The sequence below is a fragment of the Erwinia sp. AC075 genome (genome assembly GCF_979253995.1).
This window is the reverse complement of sequence record NZ_CEEDEU010000001.1, coordinates 4,135,836-4,154,803: the sequence shown is the minus strand read 5'-3', so window position 1 is coordinate 4,154,803 and position 18,968 is coordinate 4,135,836. Positions and strand designations below refer to the sequence as shown.

The 18,968-nt window shown below is 58.9% G+C and carries 17 protein-coding genes; 7 read left to right on the top strand and 10 right to left on the bottom strand.

Features of this window, described 5'->3' with window-relative positions; genetic code table 11:
- Nucleotides 1-9: 9 nt before the first annotated feature.
- On the bottom strand, nt 10-1,515 hold the full coding sequence (locus AC0IXH_RS19425; protein WP_013204271.1) for a CoA-acylating methylmalonate-semialdehyde dehydrogenase: 1,506 nt from the start codon (nt 1,513-1,515) through the stop codon (nt 10-12).
- A 494-nt stretch (nt 1,516-2,009) separates the two neighbouring features.
- Between AC0IXH_RS19425 and AC0IXH_RS19420 the strand changes: the two genes are divergently transcribed.
- A complete protein-coding gene (locus AC0IXH_RS19420; protein ID WP_013204273.1) occupies nt 2,010-2,825 on the top strand; it encodes a TIM barrel protein in 816 nt (271 codons plus the stop codon).
- Nucleotides 2,826-2,933: 108 nt separating this feature from the next.
- Here the strand turns inward: AC0IXH_RS19420 and AC0IXH_RS19415 are convergent, their stop codons facing one another.
- On the bottom strand, nt 2,934-4,154 hold the full coding sequence (locus AC0IXH_RS19415) for an MFS transporter (RefSeq protein ID WP_013204274.1): 1,221 nt from the start codon (nt 4,152-4,154) through the stop codon (nt 2,934-2,936).
- 259 nt (nt 4,155-4,413) lie between these two features.
- On the opposite strand from AC0IXH_RS19415, the gene AC0IXH_RS19410 reads away from it, so the two are divergent.
- The 4 genes from AC0IXH_RS19410 to AC0IXH_RS19395 all read left to right on the top strand — a co-directional run bounded on the left by AC0IXH_RS19410 (nt 4,414) and on the right by AC0IXH_RS19395 (nt 8,921).
- Nucleotides 4,414-5,118, top strand: coding sequence for an ABC transporter ATP-binding protein (locus tag AC0IXH_RS19410; RefSeq protein ID WP_455916472.1), 705 nt, complete (start codon nt 4,414-4,416; stop codon nt 5,116-5,118).
- Entirely contained in the window at nt 5,115-6,089 is a 975-nt protein-coding gene (locus AC0IXH_RS19405) for an ABC transporter substrate-binding protein (protein ID WP_013204276.1), read from the top strand. Before AC0IXH_RS19410 ends, AC0IXH_RS19405 begins: the two co-directional genes overlap by 4 nt.
- Before the next feature lie 43 nt (nt 6,090-6,132).
- Complete coding sequence (locus tag AC0IXH_RS19400) at nt 6,133-7,785, top strand: ABC transporter permease (protein WP_371732178.1); 1,653 nt, start codon at nt 6,133-6,135, stop codon at nt 7,783-7,785.
- Nucleotides 7,786-7,847: 62 nt separating this feature from the next.
- Nucleotides 7,848-8,921, top strand: coding sequence for an AI-2E family transporter (locus AC0IXH_RS19395; RefSeq protein ID WP_013204278.1), 1,074 nt, complete (start codon nt 7,848-7,850; stop codon nt 8,919-8,921).
- A 48-nt stretch (nt 8,922-8,969) separates the two neighbouring features.
- Here AC0IXH_RS19395 and AC0IXH_RS19390 read toward each other — a convergent pair whose 3' ends face one another.
- Nucleotides 8,970-9,659 carry a FadR/GntR family transcriptional regulator gene (locus AC0IXH_RS19390; RefSeq protein WP_134822941.1) on the bottom strand — a complete coding sequence of 230 codons (690 nt, stop codon included), beginning with the start codon at nt 9,657-9,659 and terminating at the stop codon, nt 8,970-8,972.
- Between the two features lie 188 nt (nt 9,660-9,847).
- Here AC0IXH_RS19390 and uxuA point away from each other — a divergent pair, with 188 nt between their 5' ends.
- Nucleotides 9,848-11,032: a mannonate dehydratase gene (uxuA, locus tag AC0IXH_RS19385; protein ID WP_013204280.1), complete on the top strand. Its 1,185-nt coding sequence runs from the start codon at nt 9,848-9,850 to the stop codon at nt 11,030-11,032.
- Between the two features lie 41 nt (nt 11,033-11,073).
- Here the strand turns inward: uxuA and AC0IXH_RS19380 are convergent, their stop codons facing one another.
- Entirely contained in the window at nt 11,074-11,403 is a 330-nt protein-coding gene (locus AC0IXH_RS19380; protein ID WP_013204281.1) for a DHCW motif cupin fold protein, read from the bottom strand.
- A gap of 87 nt (nt 11,404-11,490) precedes the next feature.
- Complete coding sequence (locus AC0IXH_RS19375) at nt 11,491-12,513, bottom strand: LacI family DNA-binding transcriptional regulator (RefSeq protein ID WP_471720873.1); 1,023 nt, start codon at nt 12,511-12,513, stop codon at nt 11,491-11,493.
- 244 nt (nt 12,514-12,757) lie between these two features.
- Between AC0IXH_RS19375 and iolG the strand changes: the two genes are divergently transcribed.
- A complete protein-coding gene (gene iolG, locus AC0IXH_RS19370) occupies nt 12,758-13,744 on the top strand; it encodes an inositol 2-dehydrogenase (RefSeq protein WP_471720872.1) in 987 nt (328 codons plus the stop codon).
- 6 nt (nt 13,745-13,750) lie between these two features.
- Here iolG and AC0IXH_RS19365 read toward each other — a convergent pair whose 3' ends face one another.
- The 5 genes from AC0IXH_RS19365 to AC0IXH_RS19345 form a co-directional block, all read right to left on the bottom strand.
- Entirely contained in the window at nt 13,751-15,325 is a 1,575-nt protein-coding gene (locus AC0IXH_RS19365) for a DHA2 family efflux MFS transporter permease subunit (RefSeq protein WP_013204284.1), read from the bottom strand.
- A complete protein-coding gene (locus AC0IXH_RS19360; RefSeq protein ID WP_346568118.1) occupies nt 15,325-16,404 on the bottom strand; it encodes an HlyD family secretion protein in 1,080 nt (359 codons plus the stop codon). Before AC0IXH_RS19360 ends, AC0IXH_RS19365 begins: the two co-directional genes overlap by 1 nt.
- Nucleotides 16,401-16,943, bottom strand: coding sequence for a winged helix-turn-helix transcriptional regulator (locus tag AC0IXH_RS19355; RefSeq protein WP_471720871.1), 543 nt, complete (start codon nt 16,941-16,943; stop codon nt 16,401-16,403). Before AC0IXH_RS19355 ends, AC0IXH_RS19360 begins: the two co-directional genes overlap by 4 nt.
- Before the next feature lie 128 nt (nt 16,944-17,071).
- Entirely contained in the window at nt 17,072-18,013 is a 942-nt protein-coding gene (locus AC0IXH_RS19350; protein WP_471720870.1) for an ABC transporter substrate-binding protein, read from the bottom strand.
- A gap of 9 nt (nt 18,014-18,022) precedes the next feature.
- Nucleotides 18,023-18,796 (bottom strand): class II aldolase/adducin family protein, encoded by a 774-nt coding sequence (locus AC0IXH_RS19345; RefSeq protein ID WP_471720869.1) that lies wholly within the window; start codon nt 18,794-18,796, stop codon nt 18,023-18,025.
- Nucleotides 18,797-18,968 lie beyond the last annotated feature (172 nt).

The following is an 18,968-nucleotide window of genomic DNA, read 5'->3' as shown; positions in this document are numbered from 1 at the left end:
ATGTATGAATTATCCCAGCGTCGGCATGCTGAACTCTGAAACGGTTTTCTGACCGCTTGGCCAGCGCACGGTCGCCGTTTTCATTCGGGTGTAGAAGCGCACGCCGTCTGGCCCATGCACGTTCAGCGCGCCAAACACCGAACGCTTCCAGCCACCAAAGCTGTGGAAGGCCATCGGTACCGGCACCGGCACGTTAACGCCGACCATCCCGGCCTGCACTTCACGCACAAAGTCACGGCCGGTGTGGCCATTGCTGGTGAAGATGGCGCTACCGTTACCAAACTCGTGGCTGTTAACCAGCTTCAACGCGCTGGCGTAATCCGGCGCACGCATGATGCTCAGCACCGGTCCGAAGATCTCTTCGCGCCAGATCACCATATCGGAAGTCACGTTGTCGAACAGCGTACCGCCCACGTAGTAACCTTCGTTGTAGCCTTCCACCTGGAAGTTACGGCCGTCGACCACCAGCTTCGCGCCTTCCTGCTCACCTTTATCGATGTAGCCCAGCACTTTCTTCTGGTGCGCAGCGGAAACCACCGGCCCCATCTCATTCTCTTCACTGCCTTTCTGAATGCCAGGGCCCACGCGCAGGGCTTTCACCAGCGGCGTCAGCGCAGCAATCAGTTTGTCTGCGGTGTCATCACCTACCGCCACCACAACCGGCAGCGCCATGCAGCGTTCGCCCGCTGAACCGAAAGCACCGCCCATGATGGCATTGACGGTTGCTTCCAGGTCGGCATCCGGCATCACGATGGCGTGGTTTTTAGCCGCACCAAACGCCTGCACACGCTTGCCATGGGCACTGGCGGTTTTATAAATATGTTCTGCCACGCCGGAAGAACCGACGAAGCTCACCGCCTGCACGCGCGGATCTTTATACAGCTGCTCAGCGTCTTCATTCGAACAGTGGACCACGTTAAAGACGCCATCCGGCAGGCCGGCTTCGGTCAGCAGTTCTGCCATACGCACCGAAGCAGATGGATCCAGCGCCGGTGGCTTGAGGACGAAGGTATTGCCGCAGGCCAGCGCGATGGGGAACATCCACAATGGCACCATCGCCGGGAAGTTGAACGGGGTAATCCCGGCCACCACGCCCAGCGGCTGCATCAGCGAGTAGCTGTCCACGCCGGTTGCCACGTCGGCAGAGTTTTCGCCTTTAATCAGATGCGGGATACCGCAGGCAAATTCGACCACTTCCAGACCGCGGGTCAGTTCACCCAGCGCATCTGACCAGACTTTACCGTGCTCGCTGACGATCAGTTCAGCCAGCTCTTCGCGGTGTTGTTCCATCAGGGCTTTAAAGTTGAACATCACGCGCGCACGGCGCAGAGGGGAGGTGCGTGACCAGTCTTCAAAGGCGTTATGCGCCACTTCGATGGCGTGAGTCACCTCATCGGCGGTGCTTTGCGTCAGTTCGCGCACCGGTTTGCCGGTAGCCGGATCGTAAATTGGGATGGTTTCATTGCTGGCGCTCTGAGACGTTTTTCCGCCAATAAAATTGCCTACGATAGTCATGTTCTGGCCTCTTTGATGTGAGTATTCCCTGCGGGCTGCCGCGTTTAGCCGCTGGCAACCTGACCGGACAAATCCCGAATGCGTGCAAGGACAGTATTATATTGGAATAAATTTTTCAAATATTTCACTTTAGAAAATTCATTTTTAGCGGCCTGGATCGCATTTTTACCTGCTTAGCGGTTGCCAGAGCCAATTGCTACCGGCCGCCGGCGAAATTCAGCGGAAACTTAACAATGGCGCGGCTCATGGGCATGTCAGCGTCAGACAATTAATTGCCATTTTCGCCTGCGACAGGGCTCACATTTCCTCCCTTTCGTTGCGGCTTTACGTCGAAAAAAACGAAATTTTGCGAGAGCGATCCAAAAATTTAAATTTCATAATTCACCAAACATGAAATAAATGTTCTTTTATAGGCCATAACCTGAGGCCATCCTCCTTCTGCACAAAAAAGGGCCTCTTCTGATCCTCTCTACCTTGCTTGCAGGAGCAGTACCATGGCGATTGACCCTACCCGTTTCTGTATTAACCGTAAGATTGCCCCCGGCCTCAGCATCGAACAGTTTTTCCAACTGGTGAATAAGCTTGGGCTGCATAAAGTTGAACTGCGTAACGATATGCGCGGCGGTAGCGTCACCGACAATCTGAGCCATGCCGAAGTGAAAGCGCTGGCGCAGCGTTACGATCTTGAAATTGTCACCATCAACGCGGTCTACCCGTTTAACCAGGCTGACGATGCGTTGATGGCGAAAGCGGAAGGCTTACTGAAAGATGCTCAGGGCGTTGGCGCAAAAGCGCTGGTGCTGTGCCCGCTGAACGACGGTGCGCCGGTTTCCGAGCAGCAGACGCTTGAGGCGCTGCAAAAACTCGGTCCGCTGTTTGCTCAGTATGGCATTGAAGGGCTGGTTGAGCCGCTGGGCTTCCCGGTGAGTTCGCTGCGCTCGGCGCAAAAGGCGCAGGCGTTGATCCGGGATGCCAACGTGCCGTTCCGCCTGGTGCTGGATACCTTCCACCATTTCCTTTATGAGAAGGCAGAAGAAGAGTTTGCCAGCGGGGTGGATATCAACGCGATTGGCCTGGTGCATCTGTCTGGCGTGGAAGATGGCCGCCCGACCAGCGAACTGACCGATGAAGAGCGCATTATGCTGACCGAAGGGGATGTGCTGAAAACTGCCGCTCAGGTGCAGCGTCTTGAGCAGTTGGGCTACCGGGGAATTTATGCTTTCGAGCCGTTCTCCTCGGTGATGGACAGCTGGAAAGCGGCGGATATTGAGCGTGAAATCCGTCGTAGTATCGAAATCTTGCAGGATTAATTCCGGGGGTAAACGCCCCCACCCTTATCTGTGTCACTTTGGCGGCAGCTGTCGAACTGCCGCTATTTTTTTGCTGTTACCCGCGTGCCCGCAGGCGTCCAGCCGGGCTCAGGACATCTCGACCAGCGCCTCTTTTTGCCCCTTCAGCATCCGCTTCAGTCTGACCGTCAGCAGCATGGCCACGCAAACCAGCAATGCGCTGATCAGGTAGATCACCGGCACGCCGAGATAGCTCATGGCAAACCCGGCCAGCGGCCCGGTAATGCCCAACGACAGATCCATAAAGGTGGTATAGGCGGCCAGCGCGCTGCCCTGATTTTGGGGCGGAACGGCTTTTACCGCCACCACGCCAACGGCCGGAAACACCAGCGAGAAACCGGCACCGGTGAAGAACGCGCCCAGCTTGGCCATCCACGGGTCAACCGATCCCCACACCAGAAACAGCCCCACGGCTTCCACCGCAAAGCAAACCAGCGCGACGGCCAGCCCGCCATGGCGGTTAATGGCATTAGGAAACAGCAGACGCGTACCGACAAATGCCCCGCTGAACAAGGTCAGCGCCCAGGCAGCGCCATCCCATCCCTTATCCTGATAAAACAGGGTGATAAAGGTGGCGATGACCCCAAACCCGGCGGAGCCCATCGCCAGGATCACGCCATATCCCCAGATTTTGCCCAGCACGGCGCGGAACGGCAGCGGCTTACCTTTGCTGCTGGTGACGTTCGGTCTGGGAAGCGCAAACAGAATGGCGATCAGTGCGATAGCAATGATGATCCCCGCCAGCAGCAGCAGGCCGCCCCACTGATAAATGCCCACGCCGAGCGGTGCGCCAATCGCCATGGCACCGTAGGTGAAAATCCCGTTCCACGAAATAACCCGACCAATATGCAACGAACCCACCACGCCCACGCCCCACAGCGTGGAGCCGGTGCCGGCGAAGCTTTGCCCGACGCCTAAGATCACCCGCCCCAGGCAGAGCATCACCAGGCTTAACACCGGCAGCGCGCTTTCCACCGCCGCCAGCGCATAGCAGATGCCACTCAGCAGCGCGCCGCACAGGCCAAACACCACCACCTTTTTTGGCCCCCACAGATCGGCATAGCGGCCGGCATGGGGACGACTGAGCAGGGTGGCGAAGTATTGCAGGCTGACCACCAGGCCCGCCCAGAAGGCGCTGTAGCCCATCACGTCATGGACGTAGCCCGGCAGGACCGCCAGCGGCAAGCCAATCGTCAGGTAGCTGGCAAAATTGAAAATCACCACGGAAATGATGCGCAGATTCAAGCGTAAACCGCTTTGAGCAGGCTCCAGCGCGGGTTGATCAGGCATGGGGATCGGGACTCTGTTAACAACAACACGAGGGTTCACTATACCTTGATTTCCCCCCTGCCTGTCATCCCCCGTTTACAGGATTGTCACAATTGCCGCCATAAATCCGTCACATAGCGCTCCTATACTGCCGCCTTAATGAAGTCCCAAAGAGGATAAAAAATATGTCAGCTCCCCTGATTTTCCCCCAGGAGAGCGCGAACCGTCGGTCACGGCTGACGGTCTGTGGGCTATGCCTGTTCATTTCCGAGGCCGCCTTATGACGCGCACTCCGATCCGCATTGCGCTAAAGGGCATTCAATATGCCTTTGGCGATCAGCGCGTCCTGCAACAGCTCGACCTGACGGTTGAAGCCGGCACCACCGTGGCGCTGCTGGGCCCGTCCGGCTGTGGCAAAAGCACGCTGCTGAAACTGCTGGCCGGTCTGTTGCAACCGCAACAGGGCGAAATCCACTTTGGTGACCGGCTGATTGCCAGCCCGCGAAGTGCGCTTCCCCCGGAACAGCGTGATATCGGCATGGTGTTTCAGGACTACGCGCTGTGGCCGCATATGACGGTGGCGCAGAACGTCGGCTTCCCGTTGTTGATGCGCAAGGTGGCGACCGCCGAACGGCTGAAGAAAACCATGATTGCCCTTGAGCGCGTCGACCTGGCCAACTTCGCCCTGCGCCGGCCTGCCGATCTGTCAGGCGGCCAGCAACAGCGCGTGGCGCTGGCGCGCGCCATCATTGCCGAGCCCGGCATTCTGTTGTTTGACGAGCCGCTGTCTAACCTCGACCGCGATCTGCGTGAATCCTTATGCCGTGAAATGAGCAGCCTGCTAAGCCAGCTCGGCACCACCGCGGTGTATGTCACCCACGATCGTAACGAGGCCGAACTGCTCGCCAGCCGCATTGTTCACCTGTCACACGGTTCGGTGACGTCCATCCAGGCCGTCACGCCATTCTCTGGGGAATTAGCATGAAATCCATTTTGACTAAAAAAACAGGAGCCATCGTCGCGATGATCTTCACCTCCGCCATGATGATAAATGACGCCAGTGCGCTGACGGTGTATACCGCCGGACCGGGTTCGCTGGCCAAAAAACTGGCCGCCGGTTACGAGAAGCAAACCGGCGTGAAAGTGAATATTTTCCAGGCCACCACCGGCAAGGTAATGGCCCGTCTGGAAGCCGAACAGGCCAATCCGCTGGCCGACGTGCTGATTTCCGCCTCCTGGGATACGGCAGAAGATTTGCAGCATCGCGGCTGGCTGCTGCCGTATCAGAGCGCCAACGCGGCTAAGGTGCCGGATGCGCTGAAAAGCGATGCCTATGTGGCGCAGGGTATTTCCGCACTGGGCATCGTCTGGAACACCAAAAGCGGCACGCCGGAGCCGAAAGAGTGGGCCGACCTCACCACGCCTGCGTTTAAGGACAAGGTGACCACCCCCGATCCGTCGATGTCTGGCGCCTCGCTGGACCTGTTAATCGGCCTGCAAAACGGCATGGGTGACGGTGCCTGGCAGCTGTTCGATAAGCTGAAAGCCAACGGCATGGTGATCAGCGGCCCGAATGCGCAGGCGCTGACGCCGGTGTTACAGGGTGCGAAAGCCGCCGTCTTCGGCGCGGTGGATTATGTCTCTTACGGCAGCATTCAGGATGGCGAAGCGATCAAAGTGATCTTCCCGGAAAGCGGCACCGTGGTGGCCCCGCGCCCGATGATGATCCTTAAGTCGACGCAGCACGCCGCCGACGCCAAAGCCTTTATCGATTATGTGCTGTCACCGGAAGGCCAGGAGTTAGTGGCGGCAGCATGGCTGATGCCGGCGCGATCGGATATTGGCGCGAAACGCCCGCTGCTCAGCGATCTGAAAATCCTGCCTGCGCAGAGCGAGGCAAAGAGTGACCGTGCGGCGGTGCTTCAGCGCTTTGGTAAATTATTTGCAGCACCATAACGCGACCCGACGCCCTGGAAATCTGCCTGTGAAACTGCGCCTGATGCCCCTGCTGACCGTGGCTCTTTTGATGGTATTGGTGGCGCTGCCGCTGCTGTTTATTCTGCTGCAGGCGCTGTTCCCGGCGCTCAGCGAAGGATCGCTGGCCGGGGCGTTTTCGACTATCCCGGCGCTGCTAAGGGATCCAGAACTGCCGACGCTGCTGGTGGGCACGCTGAAAACCGGCGTTGGCGTGGCGCTGTTCAGCGCGCTGCTGGGGATCCCGTTGGGTACCCTGCGCGGCCTGTTTCATCTGCCGCTGGCCCGCGTTTGGGATGTGCTGATGCTGATCCCGTTCCTGACCCCGCCCTATATCGCCGCGCTCAGCTGGATGCTGGCGCTGCAGCAAAATGGCTACCTGATGCAGCTGGGCGGGCCGAACCTCAACACCCTGCTGTTCAGCCAGACCGGCATCATGCTGATCATGACGCTGAACATTTTTCCGGTGGTGTACTTTGCCGTGTCGCGCAGCATGCTGGCGAGCGGTCAGCGGCTGGCCACGGTGGCCCGGGTGCATGGCGCTTCCGCCTGGCGGGCGTTCTGGCATGTGTCACTGCCGATGGCGCTGCCCGCGCTGGCGGCGGGAGTGCTGCTGGCCTTCACCCTGGCAATTGAGGAGTTCGGCGTACCGGCGGCACTTGGCCCGCGTGCGGGTGTGGTGATGCTGACCGTCGGCATTGAACAGCGGCTGGCGGACTGGCCGATCGACCTGCCCGGTGCCTCGTTGCTTTCCGTGATGCTGGTGCTGATTGCCCTTGCGGCCTTTGCGCTGCAAAAGCAGCTGACCGGCAATAAAGAAGTGACCAGCATTACCGGAAAACCGGCGCAGAGCAGCCCGGTTCTGCTGGGTGTGTGGAAAATCCCGGTGATGGCGCTGTTTACCCTGGTTTCAGTGGTGGTGGTGGCGATGCCGCTCTGCTCGCTTTACGTCACCGCGCTGATGTCGACGCTGTCCGGCGGGCTGCACCTGGCTAACCTCACCGATCGCCATTTTGTCGCGCTGTTCGCGCAGCAAAGCGAAGCGTTATCGGCCCTCTCCACCAGCGTGGCGCTGGCGCTGGGTGCCGCTGCTATTACCGGCGTGCTGGGTTTTCTGGCGGCCTGGCTGGTGGTGGAAGGCAAAATGCGTGGCGCGAAAATAATCGATGCCCTGTCGTTGCTGCCGGCGGCGATCCCAGGCGTGGTGGTTGGCGTGGGGTTAATCCTGCTGTGGAACCGATCGTTCTGGCCGGTTTCGCCTTACAACAGCTGGGCGATTTTACTGCTGTCATACTGCTGCATTCTGCTGCCGTGGCCGGTGCGCTATGTCGGCAGCGCGCTGAAACAGATTGGCGGCAATCTGGAACCCGCTGCCCGCGTGCACGGGGCCAGCTCGCTGCAGGCGCTGCGCCATATTATTCTGCCGCTGGTGTTTCCCAGCCTGCTGGCGGCGATGCTGATGGTGTTTGCCATCGCCTCCCGCGAACTGGTCACCTCGCTGCTGCTGGCACCCGCCGGAACGCAAACGGTGGCGGTGTTTATCTGGCGGCAGTTTGAACAGGGCTCGGTCGGTCAGGGAATGGCGATGGCCAGTATTGCGATGACGGTGAGTTTGCTGCTGATGCTGGCGGCGCTGGCGCTGCTGCAAAAACAGGGAAAAGCCTCCGATCTTTCCTAAAAGCATCCTGGCACTGTTCAGAGGCGTTAAACTTACGCATCTGAGGTTGAACTGGAGAGGGAATGAGCGAACTGCAGCAGGAAAAGATCGGGCAGAATATGCTGTTGAAAATGGCCACGCTGATTGTGATTTTGGCGGGTATCAAAGCGGCATCAGAGATTCTGGTGCCGTTTTTAATGGCGCTGTTTCTGGCCATTGTGTTGAACCCGCTGGTCACCTATTTGATGCGCAAAGGCGTCAGGCGGGGCCTGGCCATCAGCCTGGTGATGCTGGGCGTGCTGATTGTTATTGGCCTGCTGGTGGCGATGGTGGCCGGATCGGTCAATGAATTCAGCGACATCTACCCGCAAATCCGCGCGCAGATGGAGCATAAGCTGGGGATCGTGCAGCACTTTGCCGCCACCTTCCATATCAACCTCTCCACCGAACGTATGGCCGAGCGGCTGGATCCGAATTCGTTGATGAACGTCGCCACCACGGTACTGAGCCAGTTCTCTGGGGCGATGACCAATGTGGTGCTGCTGCTGATGACCGTGGTGTTTATGCTGTTTGAGGTGCATCACCTGCCCTACAAGCTTCGTTTCGCGCTGGTGAACCCGAAAATCCGCATTGCCGGTTTGCATAAGGCGCTGAAAGGCGTCACCCATTATCTGGCGCTGAAAACGCTGATCAGTCTGATTACCGGGGCCGCCGTCTGGCTGTCGCTGTTTCTGCTGGGGGTGAAGTTTTCACTGCTGTGGGGCGTCGTTGCCTTTGTGCTGAACTTTATTCCCAATATCGGCCCAATCATTGCCGGCATTCCGCCGCTGATCCAGGCACTGCTGCTGAATACGGTGTTTGATGCCGCGATGGTCGCGGTGCTGTTCACCGTGATTCATATGGTATTTGGCAATATGCTGGAGCCGCGCGTGATGGGCAAAGGCCTGGGACTCTCCAGCCTGGTGGTGTTTCTGTCGTTGATTTTCTGGGGCTGGCTGCTGGGGCCGGTGGGTATGCTGCTTTCCGTGCCGCTGACCAGCGTGTGTAAAATCCTGATGGAAACCACGCCGGGCGGCAACAAGCTGGCGATCCTGCTGGGGAATGGCAGACCGAAAGAGAAAAAGGCGCTGACCCGAAGAAAGTCGGCGAGCGAATAAGCGGCGTTCCGGCCTCAACGGTGGCGGCTGAACCCGCCACCCACCTGATTACTGTCCGCTAAAAAGCCGATCGTAGACGTGCTGGATATGCCGCTCCATGCACGCTCTGGCTCGCTCAGGATCGCGTTCAACGATCGCCTGGCTGATATTGGCGTGATCCTGATTCATCTCGCGCGGGAAGTCGCTTTCAGCGTAGTGACTCTCCAGCCGCAGAAAACGGCTGCTTTTGCGCTTATTCCACAGGTATTCCATCATCTCGGCCAGCACTTCGTTGCCGGTCATCGCGGCGATCAGCAGATGAAAGCGTTTGTCTTCATGCAGGAACTTCTCATCATTGACGTGCAGCTGGATCAGGTCCTGAGTCACTTCCTTCAGCTCGGCGCGCTGGTCATCCGTGCCATTGCGCGCCGCCAGCTCGGCGGTCATGCCTTCGTACAGCAACCGGGCGTTAATCAGCGCTTTCAGGCTGAATTCATCCTCCACCAGCGGCGCATCGGTTTTTGGCAGCAGGCTGCTGACAAACACGCCGTTGCCGGTGCGGATTTCCACCCAGCCGGTAATTTCCAGCGCAATTAACGCTTCGCGGATCGATGAGCGGCTGACGCCCAGCTGCTTTGCCAGCTCACGCTCTGGCGGCAGCATCGCACCCGGCGCAAATTGCCCTTTGCGGATGCAGCCAATCAGCAGCGAGGAAATCTGCCGGTAAAGTCGTTCAGGTTTTAAGGTAGGTAATTCCATTATCCGCGCTCCTGCCGGGCCATCTGGCAGGCAGCTTAGCATAAGCCATCGGGCTTTTTGACCGTGGCCGACGGCCAAACCTGCGATCCGGATCACGGCACTCCACCGCCGTTGCGTTTTATCCTTGGTCCAGCGGCCTGACCACTGGGCCGGAACCGGTTTTTTCCTGCGTATTTAAGGAGCTCTGCATGGAACACACATGGCGCTGGTATGGCCCAAACGATCCCGTTTCGCTGGACGATGCCCGCCAGGCGGGAGCAACCGGCATCGTCACCGCCCTGCATCACATTCCGAATGGCGAGGTCTGGCCGGTAGAAGAGATTCAGGCTCGCCAGGCACTGCTGGCTGAAAAAGGGCTGGTGTGGTCGGTGGTGGAAAGCATACCCATCCATGAGTCGATCAAAACCCAGCGTGGTGATTATCAGCATTACATCGCCAACTATCAGCAGTCGATCCGCAATCTTGGTCGCTGCGGCATTGATACCGTTTGCTACAACTTTATGCCGGTCCTCGACTGGACGCGTACCGATCTGGCCTGGACCCTGCCGGATGGTGCCAAAGCGCTGCGCTTCGACCATATCGCCTTTGCCGCCTTCGAACTGCATATTTTACAGCGGCCGAACGCCAGCCAGGATTACGACGCGCAGGAGCAGAAAGCCGCCGCTGACTACTTCAATGCCATGACGCCGGACGCCATCGAGACCCTGACCCGCAACATTATTGCCGGCCTGCCCGGCGCGGAAGAAGGCTACACGCTGGAGCAGTTTCAGGCGCAGCTTTCGCAGTACGACGGCATTGATAAAGCCGGTCTGCGTAGACATATGGCGGCGTTTCTGCAGGCCATCGTGCCGGTGGCGGAAGCGTCCGGCATCGTGCTGGCGGTGCATCCGGACGATCCTCCACGCCCAATCCTCGGCCTGCCGCGCATTGTCTCCACGCTGGAAGATATGCAGTGGCTGAAAGAGACCGTGGACAGCGTGCATAATGGTTTCACCTTCTGCACCGGCTCCTACGGCGTGCGGGAAGATAACGATTTAGTGAAGATGGCGGAAACCTTCTCCGACCGCATTCACTTCGCCCATTTACGTTCGACGTTGCGCGAAGAGAACCCGAAAAGCTTCCACGAGGCGGCTCATCTTGGCGGTGATGTGGATATGGTTGGCGTGGTGAAGGTGATTCTGGCGGAAGAGCAGCGTCGCCGTCAGCAGGGCAACACGCGCGGGATCCCGATGCGTCCCGACCACGGTCACCAGATGCTGGATGACCTGCACAAGAAAACCAATCCGGGCTATTCGGCCATCGGTCGTCTGAAGGGGTTAGCGGAAGTGCGCGGTGTGGAAGTGGCACTGAAGCAGATCTATTTTAACGACTGAGGTTGCGGGGCCAGACGCGGGTCTGGCCCGTCATATATCGCCTAATCGACGATAAACAGCTGTGCGCCGGTGTGGGTCCAGGAGCGATGCGCTTCGGCATCATCGGCGACCTGATAACTCATCCCCGCCGTCAGGGTGAAGACCCGACCATCGTCGAGTTCGGTATGCAGCTCGCCGGAAAGACACAGCAGAATATGCCCTTTGGAACACCAGTGATCCGCCAGGTATCCGGCGGTATATTCGACCATTCTGACGCGAACCTCGCCGAAATGCTGAGTGCGCCACAGCGCTTTGCCGGTTTCGCCAGGGTGTTCAGTGGTGGCCAGTGCAGACCAGGCCGTGGTGCCAAACGGAATATCACTCATCTTCATGGTGCGGATGTCCTGGATTTTGGAGGCTGGTCGCAGCATAGCAACGGCGTGACGCGCATGTCCTGCTGTATTTAACGCCGCAACGGCTCAAAAATGTGCGTACTTGGTATAAATCAGCAAAGGGGTGTTTATGCTGTGAATACTCTCCCCGGTGCGCAAACGGTCGATAACCTCGATACCCAGCTCGATTTCCCGTTGAATATCATGGCCCAGCACGATGTCCATTTCCCCGGTTTCCAGCAGGCTGCGGGTATAGTCACTCAGCTCATGGCCGATAAACACCACCTCATTAGCCAGCCCCTTTTCCGTAAGGGCAAGAGCGACGCCGCGATTACCGCCGGCCATATTATAAATGCCGGCCATCGGCGGATTGTCTGCGAGAAACTTTTTCACGCTTTGATACGAGCTTTCCGATTCATCGTTGGTATTCACCCTTTCCACGACCGTCAGATGCGGAAACTCGACCCGCAACGCCCGGCGAAACCCCACTTCCCGCTCTTCCTGGGTGCGGTAGGTCGAGCTGAAAATCAGCAAAATATTGCCGGGCTGTTTCGGCAGCATCCGTCCCATCAGCCAGCCCGCGGTGGAGCCAGTGCTGATCTGATCCAGGCCGACATAGGCGGTGCGCCGCGAATTGGGCAGATCGCTGGTCAGGCAGATCACATGCACGCCGTTATCAATCGCCTCGCGCACCGCGCGGTTGATTTTAACGTCGTCGCGGCAGACCAGTAACACCGCTTCCGATTCTGCGGCACGGCGGGCGATCAGCTGGCTGAAGCGCTCGGTGTTCACCTGCACATTCGCCACGCTGTCAAAACTGAAGGCGATTTCCGGATGAGCCGCGATATAGCGCCGGGCTTCCTGCTCCACCAGGCTGATAAAACTGGTGCCGGACTCGCAGATAAAGGCGATGCGCCGCTGCTGCCCGGCAACGCCGCTCTCATCCCAGTTGCCGCCCAGTCGCTGGATCGCCAGTTTGACCTTTTTTCGCGTGACGTCACGCACGCCCGCGCGCCCGTTCAGCACCCGATCGACGGTGGCCATACTGATCCCGGCCTCTTTAGCGATTTCGGCGATGGTCGGTCCTTTCCAGCTGTTTTTGTCAGGCATGCCTGCATCCCTTTCCTTGCGCATGAGGTGTTTTTCATCATAGTGCAAAGCCCGCATTCAGCCAGTGAGGCTAAGCCAATGATTCCAGTCTGTTTGGTGAAAAATGATGGACTTCACCTCATTTAAATATGTGATTTAACGCATTTTTTGATGATGCCGTTTGGCCTTTGCGTTGACTTTATTTCGGCCAAAAACGATCACTCATGCACCAACCCTTTCTCTCCCTCAGCTAAGGAATCACTGTATGTATAACGTTGCCCTGTTCGGTGCCGGTCGTATCGGTCAAATCCACGCGGCCAATATCGCGGCTCACCCAGATTGTCGCTTACAGTATGTGATCGACGTGTATCCTCCTGCCGCACAGGCACTGGCAGAAAAATACGGGGCGACGGTGGTGAGCGCCGGGCAGGCGCTGGATGACAGCAGCATCAACCTGGTCGCCATCTGCAGCGCCACCATCACCCATGCCGACCTGATTGAAGCCTCGGCCAAAGCGGGCAAAGCCATCTTCTGTGAAAAGCCGGTGGACCTGAGTTTAGAGCGCGTCGAGCGCTGCCTGGCCACGGTCAAAGAGTGTGGCGTGACCCTGATGGTCGGCTTTAACCGCCGCTTCGACCCGAGCATGGCGCAGCTTCAGCAGAGCCTGGCCGCAGGCGAGATTGGCAATACCGAAATCGTCACCATTATCTCGCGCGACCCCGGTGCGCCACCGGCGGAATACCTGAAAACCTCTGGCGGCCTGTTCCGCGACATGACCATCCACGATTTTGATATGGCGCGCTGGCTGCTGCAGGAAGAGCCGGTGAGCGTCTATGCCAGCGCCTGTTCGCTGGTCGATCCCGCCATTAAGGCGCTGGGCGATATTGATACCGCCGTCGTCACGCTGACCTGTGCCAGCGGCAAAATGGCGGTGATCACCAACAGCCGCCGCGCCACCTACGGTTACGATCAGCGCATTGAAGTGCACGGCAGCGAGGGGATGCTGGCGGTGAATAACCTGCCGGAAAGCAGCCTGGTAAAATCCGACATTGGCGGCGTGGTGGCGCAGAAACCGATGTATTTCTTCCTGCAACGCTATGCCGATGCCTATCGTCTGGAGTTCGCCAGCCTGATTGCGCACCTGAAGAGTGGCAAAGCCATCTCCCCTGGCGGCGAAGACGGTTTGCAGGCGCTGCGGCTGGCGGACGCCGCGCTGGCGTCGATGAACAGTGGGCAGGTGGTGCGGCTGTAACCCGGCCTAATGCGCCTCAGCGGTCACCGGCGGTGCACTGGCGGCGGGTTTGCGCATCAGCAGCACCATCAGCGTGGTGATGATGAATCCGACCATAATCAGCACAAACGCATCGGCAAAAGCCTGAGTTTGCGCTTCACGGAAGGTGATTGCAGCCAGCTGCTTTAACGCGGCGGTATGGGCGGTAGCGACGTCCATACCGCTCTGCTGCCAGATCTGCGTCAGCGTATCCAGCTGGCTGTCCATCGCCTGATTGGTCATATTCAGATGGTCACCCAGCCGGCTGAAATGCAGGTTTGTCCGGTCATTCAATACCGTCCCGCACATCGCAATCCCGATGGCGCCGCCCAGGTTGCGCATCAGATTAAACAGTCCCGACGCCAGCTTCAGCCGCTCAGGCGGCAGGCCGCCCAACGTCAGGGTTACCGCCGGGGCGACGGCGAACTGTTGCGCCGCGCCGCGAAAAGCCTGCGGAAGCAGCAGCTGTTCCGCTCCCCAGTCATGGGTAATCGGGGTGAAAAAGAACATCGACAGGGCAAACGCCGCCAGACCGATCATCATCAGCCAGCGCAGATCCACCCGGTTAGCAAACCACGAGTAGATCGGGATCGACAGGATCTGGAAGATCCCGGTGGAGAAGATCGCCAGGCCAATATCCAGCGCGCTAAAGCCGCGTAAATTGCCCAGAAAAAGCGGCGTAAGGTAGATGGTCGAAAAGATACCGACGCCGGCCATAAACGAGAAAAAACAGCCCAACGCAAAATTACGATCCTTCAGGGCCAGCAAATCGACCACCGGACGCGGATGCCGCAAGGTGCGCCAGATAAACCCTAAGCCCGCCAGGCCAGAAATCCACGCGGTGATAAGGATAGTGCTGTCATCCATCCAGCCCCAGCGCGGCCCTTCTTCCAGCGTGTATTCCAGACAGCCCAGCGACAACGCCATCATCAGCATGCCGGGATAATCCGCGCCTTTCAGCAATGACCAGTCCGGCTCATCGACGTTGACCAATATGGGCACCGCAATGGTGATAAACATCCCCGGCACCAGGTTAATAAAGAACAGCCAGTGCCACGAGTAATTGTCGGTGATCCAGCCGCCGACGGTCGGGCCAAGCGTCGGTGCCAGCGAAGCCAATCCGCCCACGGTCGCAGCGGCAATCACCCGCTGCGGCCCACTGAAGAAGGCAAAAGCGGTGGTGAACACCATGGGGATCATCGAGCCGCCCAGGAAGCCCTGCAACGCCCGGAAGGCGATCATACTTTGAATGTTCCATGCCCACCCGCACAGCAGGCTCATCACCGTAAATCCGGCGGCGGAAGCGGCAAACAGCCAGCGGGTAGACATCACGCGGGCCAGCCAGCCGGAAAGCGGGATAACAATGATTTCGGCAATCAGATAACTGGTCTGCACCCACACCGTTTCATCGGTGCCTGCGGACAGCCCACCGCCGATATCCCGCAAAGAGGCCGAGACAATCTGGATATCCAGTAGCGCGATAAACATCCCCACGCACATGGTGGCAAAGGCAAAAACCTTGCTTGCCATGCTCATGCCCGCAATACCCGCCTGGCCGTTCATTAGCGGTCCTGCTGGTTAACGTTGACGGTCACCGACAGGCCCGGACGCAACGCGCCAAGCCGGCTGTCGTTGCTGTCTAACAGAATACGCACCGGCACCCGCTGCACGATTTTGGTGAAGTTGCCGGTGGCATTTTCGGCGGGCAACACGCTGAACTGCGCGCCCGTTGCCGGAGAAAGGCTGCTGACATGGCCGTGAAACACCCGGTCGGGCATGACATCAGCACGGATTTCGGCTTTCTGGCCGGGTTTCATCTCCGCCAGCTGGCTCTCTTTAAAATTGGCATCGATCCATAATCCCTGGCTGGGCACCAGTGACAGCAGCTGCGTGCCGGCGGCAGCAAAGGCGCCGGGCCGCGCGCGGCGGTTACCGACCGTGCCGGCAAACGGCGCGCGAATGTCGGTATAGCCGACGTTCAGCTTCGCCATATCCAGCTGGGCCAGCGCCTGTTCAAGGGCGGCCTGCGCCTGCTGGCTGCGGGCATCCAGTACCGCCAGCTGACGCTGCGATGCGGTGGTTTCGGCCTGGGCTTTCTGTTCAGCGGCAACCGCCTGTTGCCAGGCGGCGGCGGCCTGCTCGCGGCTCTGTCGGGAGACGGCGGCGCTGCTCACCAGCGCGGAATAACGCTGATTATCATCCCGCGTGCGGCGGGACTCTGCCTGCGCCGAACGTACGCTGGCCTGCGCGCTGGCAATTGTCGCCTGTTGCAGCTGACGCGTGGCGGCAATGTCCACCAGCTGCGCACGCTGCGCGCTGACGTTGGCCTGCGCCTGCGCCAGTGCCGCCTGATAATCCGCACTCTCAAGGGTAATCAGCCGATCGCCTTGCTGCACCTGCTGATTGTCCAGCACCCAAACCCGCGCAATATAGCCCGGCACTTTGGCTGACAGCACGCTGATATCGCCGCCGACATAGGCATCATCGGTTTGCTGCAGGTATCGCCCGGTGTGATACCAGTGCCAGCCATAGCCCGCCAGCGCGCACAGCAGCACAACCAGCAGCAGAAATGTTAGTGAGCGCTTACGGGGTAGCGTGAACCGGCGCGGTGCCGTGGCACCGTCATTCAGGGTCAGGCTCATGATGGGTCACGATAAATGCTGGGTGGGACAAATTTACCGGCTACCCCTGCCCGCTTTTGCTGCACGTACTCATGGCGATAGCGCACCGCCTCGTCGGCCGCCGGGCCGGGCACAGAGGCATATTCCGTGGCGGTGATCGCCCGGCCGGTCTGTTTATCGGTCAACTCCAGCTCGACCACGCGGCCTGAGCTGCGCTCGACCAGCTGCATCGAGCGGCCTTCCGGTGCAAGCCAGCTGTTGCCCCATTGCAACAGCGACAGGATCACCGGCCGGAAATCACGTCCCATTTGCGTGAGGTGATATTCATAGCGCAGCGGCTTTTCGCAATAGGCGACCCGTTCAAGCAGACCGTCTTCTACCAGGTCTTTCAGCCGTCGGGTGAGGATATTTGGCGCAATATTGCTGCTTTTTTGCAGTTCATCAAATCGCGTCAGGCCGGCAAACATATCGCGCAGGATCAGCATGCTCCAGCTGTCGCCAATTCGGCCCAGGCTGCGGGCAATCGGACAGGACATCTGATAAAGGGGATCGGATTTCATGGCGGGCTTCCACTCGTGACTTGCATTATGCAAGTAACAGTAGCCAGGTCACTTGCATTATGCAAGTGACTTTGTTTCGCCTGCCATCGTTCGCGCTGAAGGCATACTGTTCCCGCGAGGCGCTAACGCTACTGCGCCGCGAACACGCTGGTGTCGGTGATCGACTGGACGTCCACTTTCGCCGGCAGGATCGCCAGCGAGGAGAACAGATCGGAGACCTTCTGCACTTTCGCAATATCCTCCGCCGAGACCGGGCGAATGCCGTGAGAAATCCTGACGGTAATCGCCCTGGCGTCTTCCGGCGACAGTCGGGTCAGTGAAGAGTAAACCTGATTATATTCATCAGGATGCTGCAGCGCCCATTCCCGCGCTTTCGCCAGACGGCGGGCAAAGTCGGCTATCGCCAGCCTTTTTTGCGGATCCTTTAACGAACTCCCGGTGGCGGTAACAAATGACAGCGCGGTAGTCAGTCCTTTGCCGTCGCGCAGCAGGCGCGCGCCGTGCTGTTCGGCGATGCCGAGATAGGGATCGAAGGTCGCCCAGGCAGCAATCTGCCCGGAGTTAAACGCGGCGCTGGCATCGGTTGGCAGCACAAAACGGACCGGCACCGCATCACGCTTTACGCCCGCCTCTTCCAGCGCCTGATACAGCAAGTGCTGGGAAATGCTGCCCCGGGCGGAGGAGACCACCACCGGTTTGCCCGCCAGGTCTTTGACGCTGTGGATCGGTGAATCGGCCGGAACAAGCAGCCCATTCGAACCGGGATCGCCGACGTTAGTCGCAATAATCTTCAACTCCACCCCACCCGAGGCCGCCATCAGTACCGGCAAATCCCCTGCATAAGAGGTATCCACCGCCCCGGCGCGTTGCGCTTCGAACAACGGCGCTGCGCCCTGGAAATTGGCCCAGCGGTACTGATATGGCGCGTCTTTCATCACGCCCGAGGCGTCCACCAGCGAACGCAGATTACGCGCCTGATCGCCCAGCACCAGCGTCACGCCTGAAAGGTCACTGGCCGCGCTGGCGGCATAAGTGGTGCAAAGCAGCAGCACAGCCGTTAAATATTTCATGGCGATCCCTTATTGAAGTGCGTTGCGTTGCAGCTGGCGGATGTAGGCATCCCAGTGCAGGAGATATTTTTTGTTTTTAATGCCGTTATCAAACACCTGTGCGGCTTTTTCCGCCACGTCGTCCGGCACGATGGTCAGCTCGCTGCCGCCGGTCTGCGCAGCCAACTGAGCCACGCAGGCGCGCTCCAGGTAATAGAGGTTATAGAAGGCTTCTTCAAGGTTGTTGCCGCAGGTCAGCAGGCCGTGATTGCGCAGGATCAGCGCGTTGAGATCGCCCAGATCGGCGACAATGCGCTGCTGCTCGTCCAGATCCAGCGCTATCCCTTCGTAGTCATGGTAAGCCAGACGTTGGAAGAAACGCATGCTGTGTTGGGAAATCATCAGCAGACCCTTTTTCTGCGCCGCCACGCCAATCCCGGCGGCGGTGTGGGTATGCAACACGGCATGGGTTTCCGGGCGCGCGCGGTGGATGGCGCTGTGGATCACGTACCCGGCCGGATTAATGCCCAGACCGGTGGGATCGTCGATGATCTCGCCATCCAGATCGATCTTAACCAGCGTTTCCGGGGTGATCTCATCGAAGGTTTGTCCGTAGGCGTTGATCAGGAAGTGAGGCTTTTCCCCCGGCACGCGCAGCGAAAAATGGGTATAGATATGGTCGGTCCAGCGGAGCTTCGCCGCCAGCTGATAACAGTGCGCCAGTTTGACCCTTGCCTGCCACTCCTCGTCCGTGATCCTGCTCCGTAAAGGCGCTGCACTTTTTAGTACCACCGCATCAGTCATTTTCGCTCCTGTTGTTGTCCGGGTTACGCGGCCAGACCGCGAAGGCATCCTGACACAGGAGAAAAACGGCGGGGAAACGATCAATCCGGCAATAATTTGCAGAATATTGACTAAAGCCCGGTCTCTGCGCTTATGATGCTGGCAGACTGTCTGGCTTTTCGTCAGCTATACC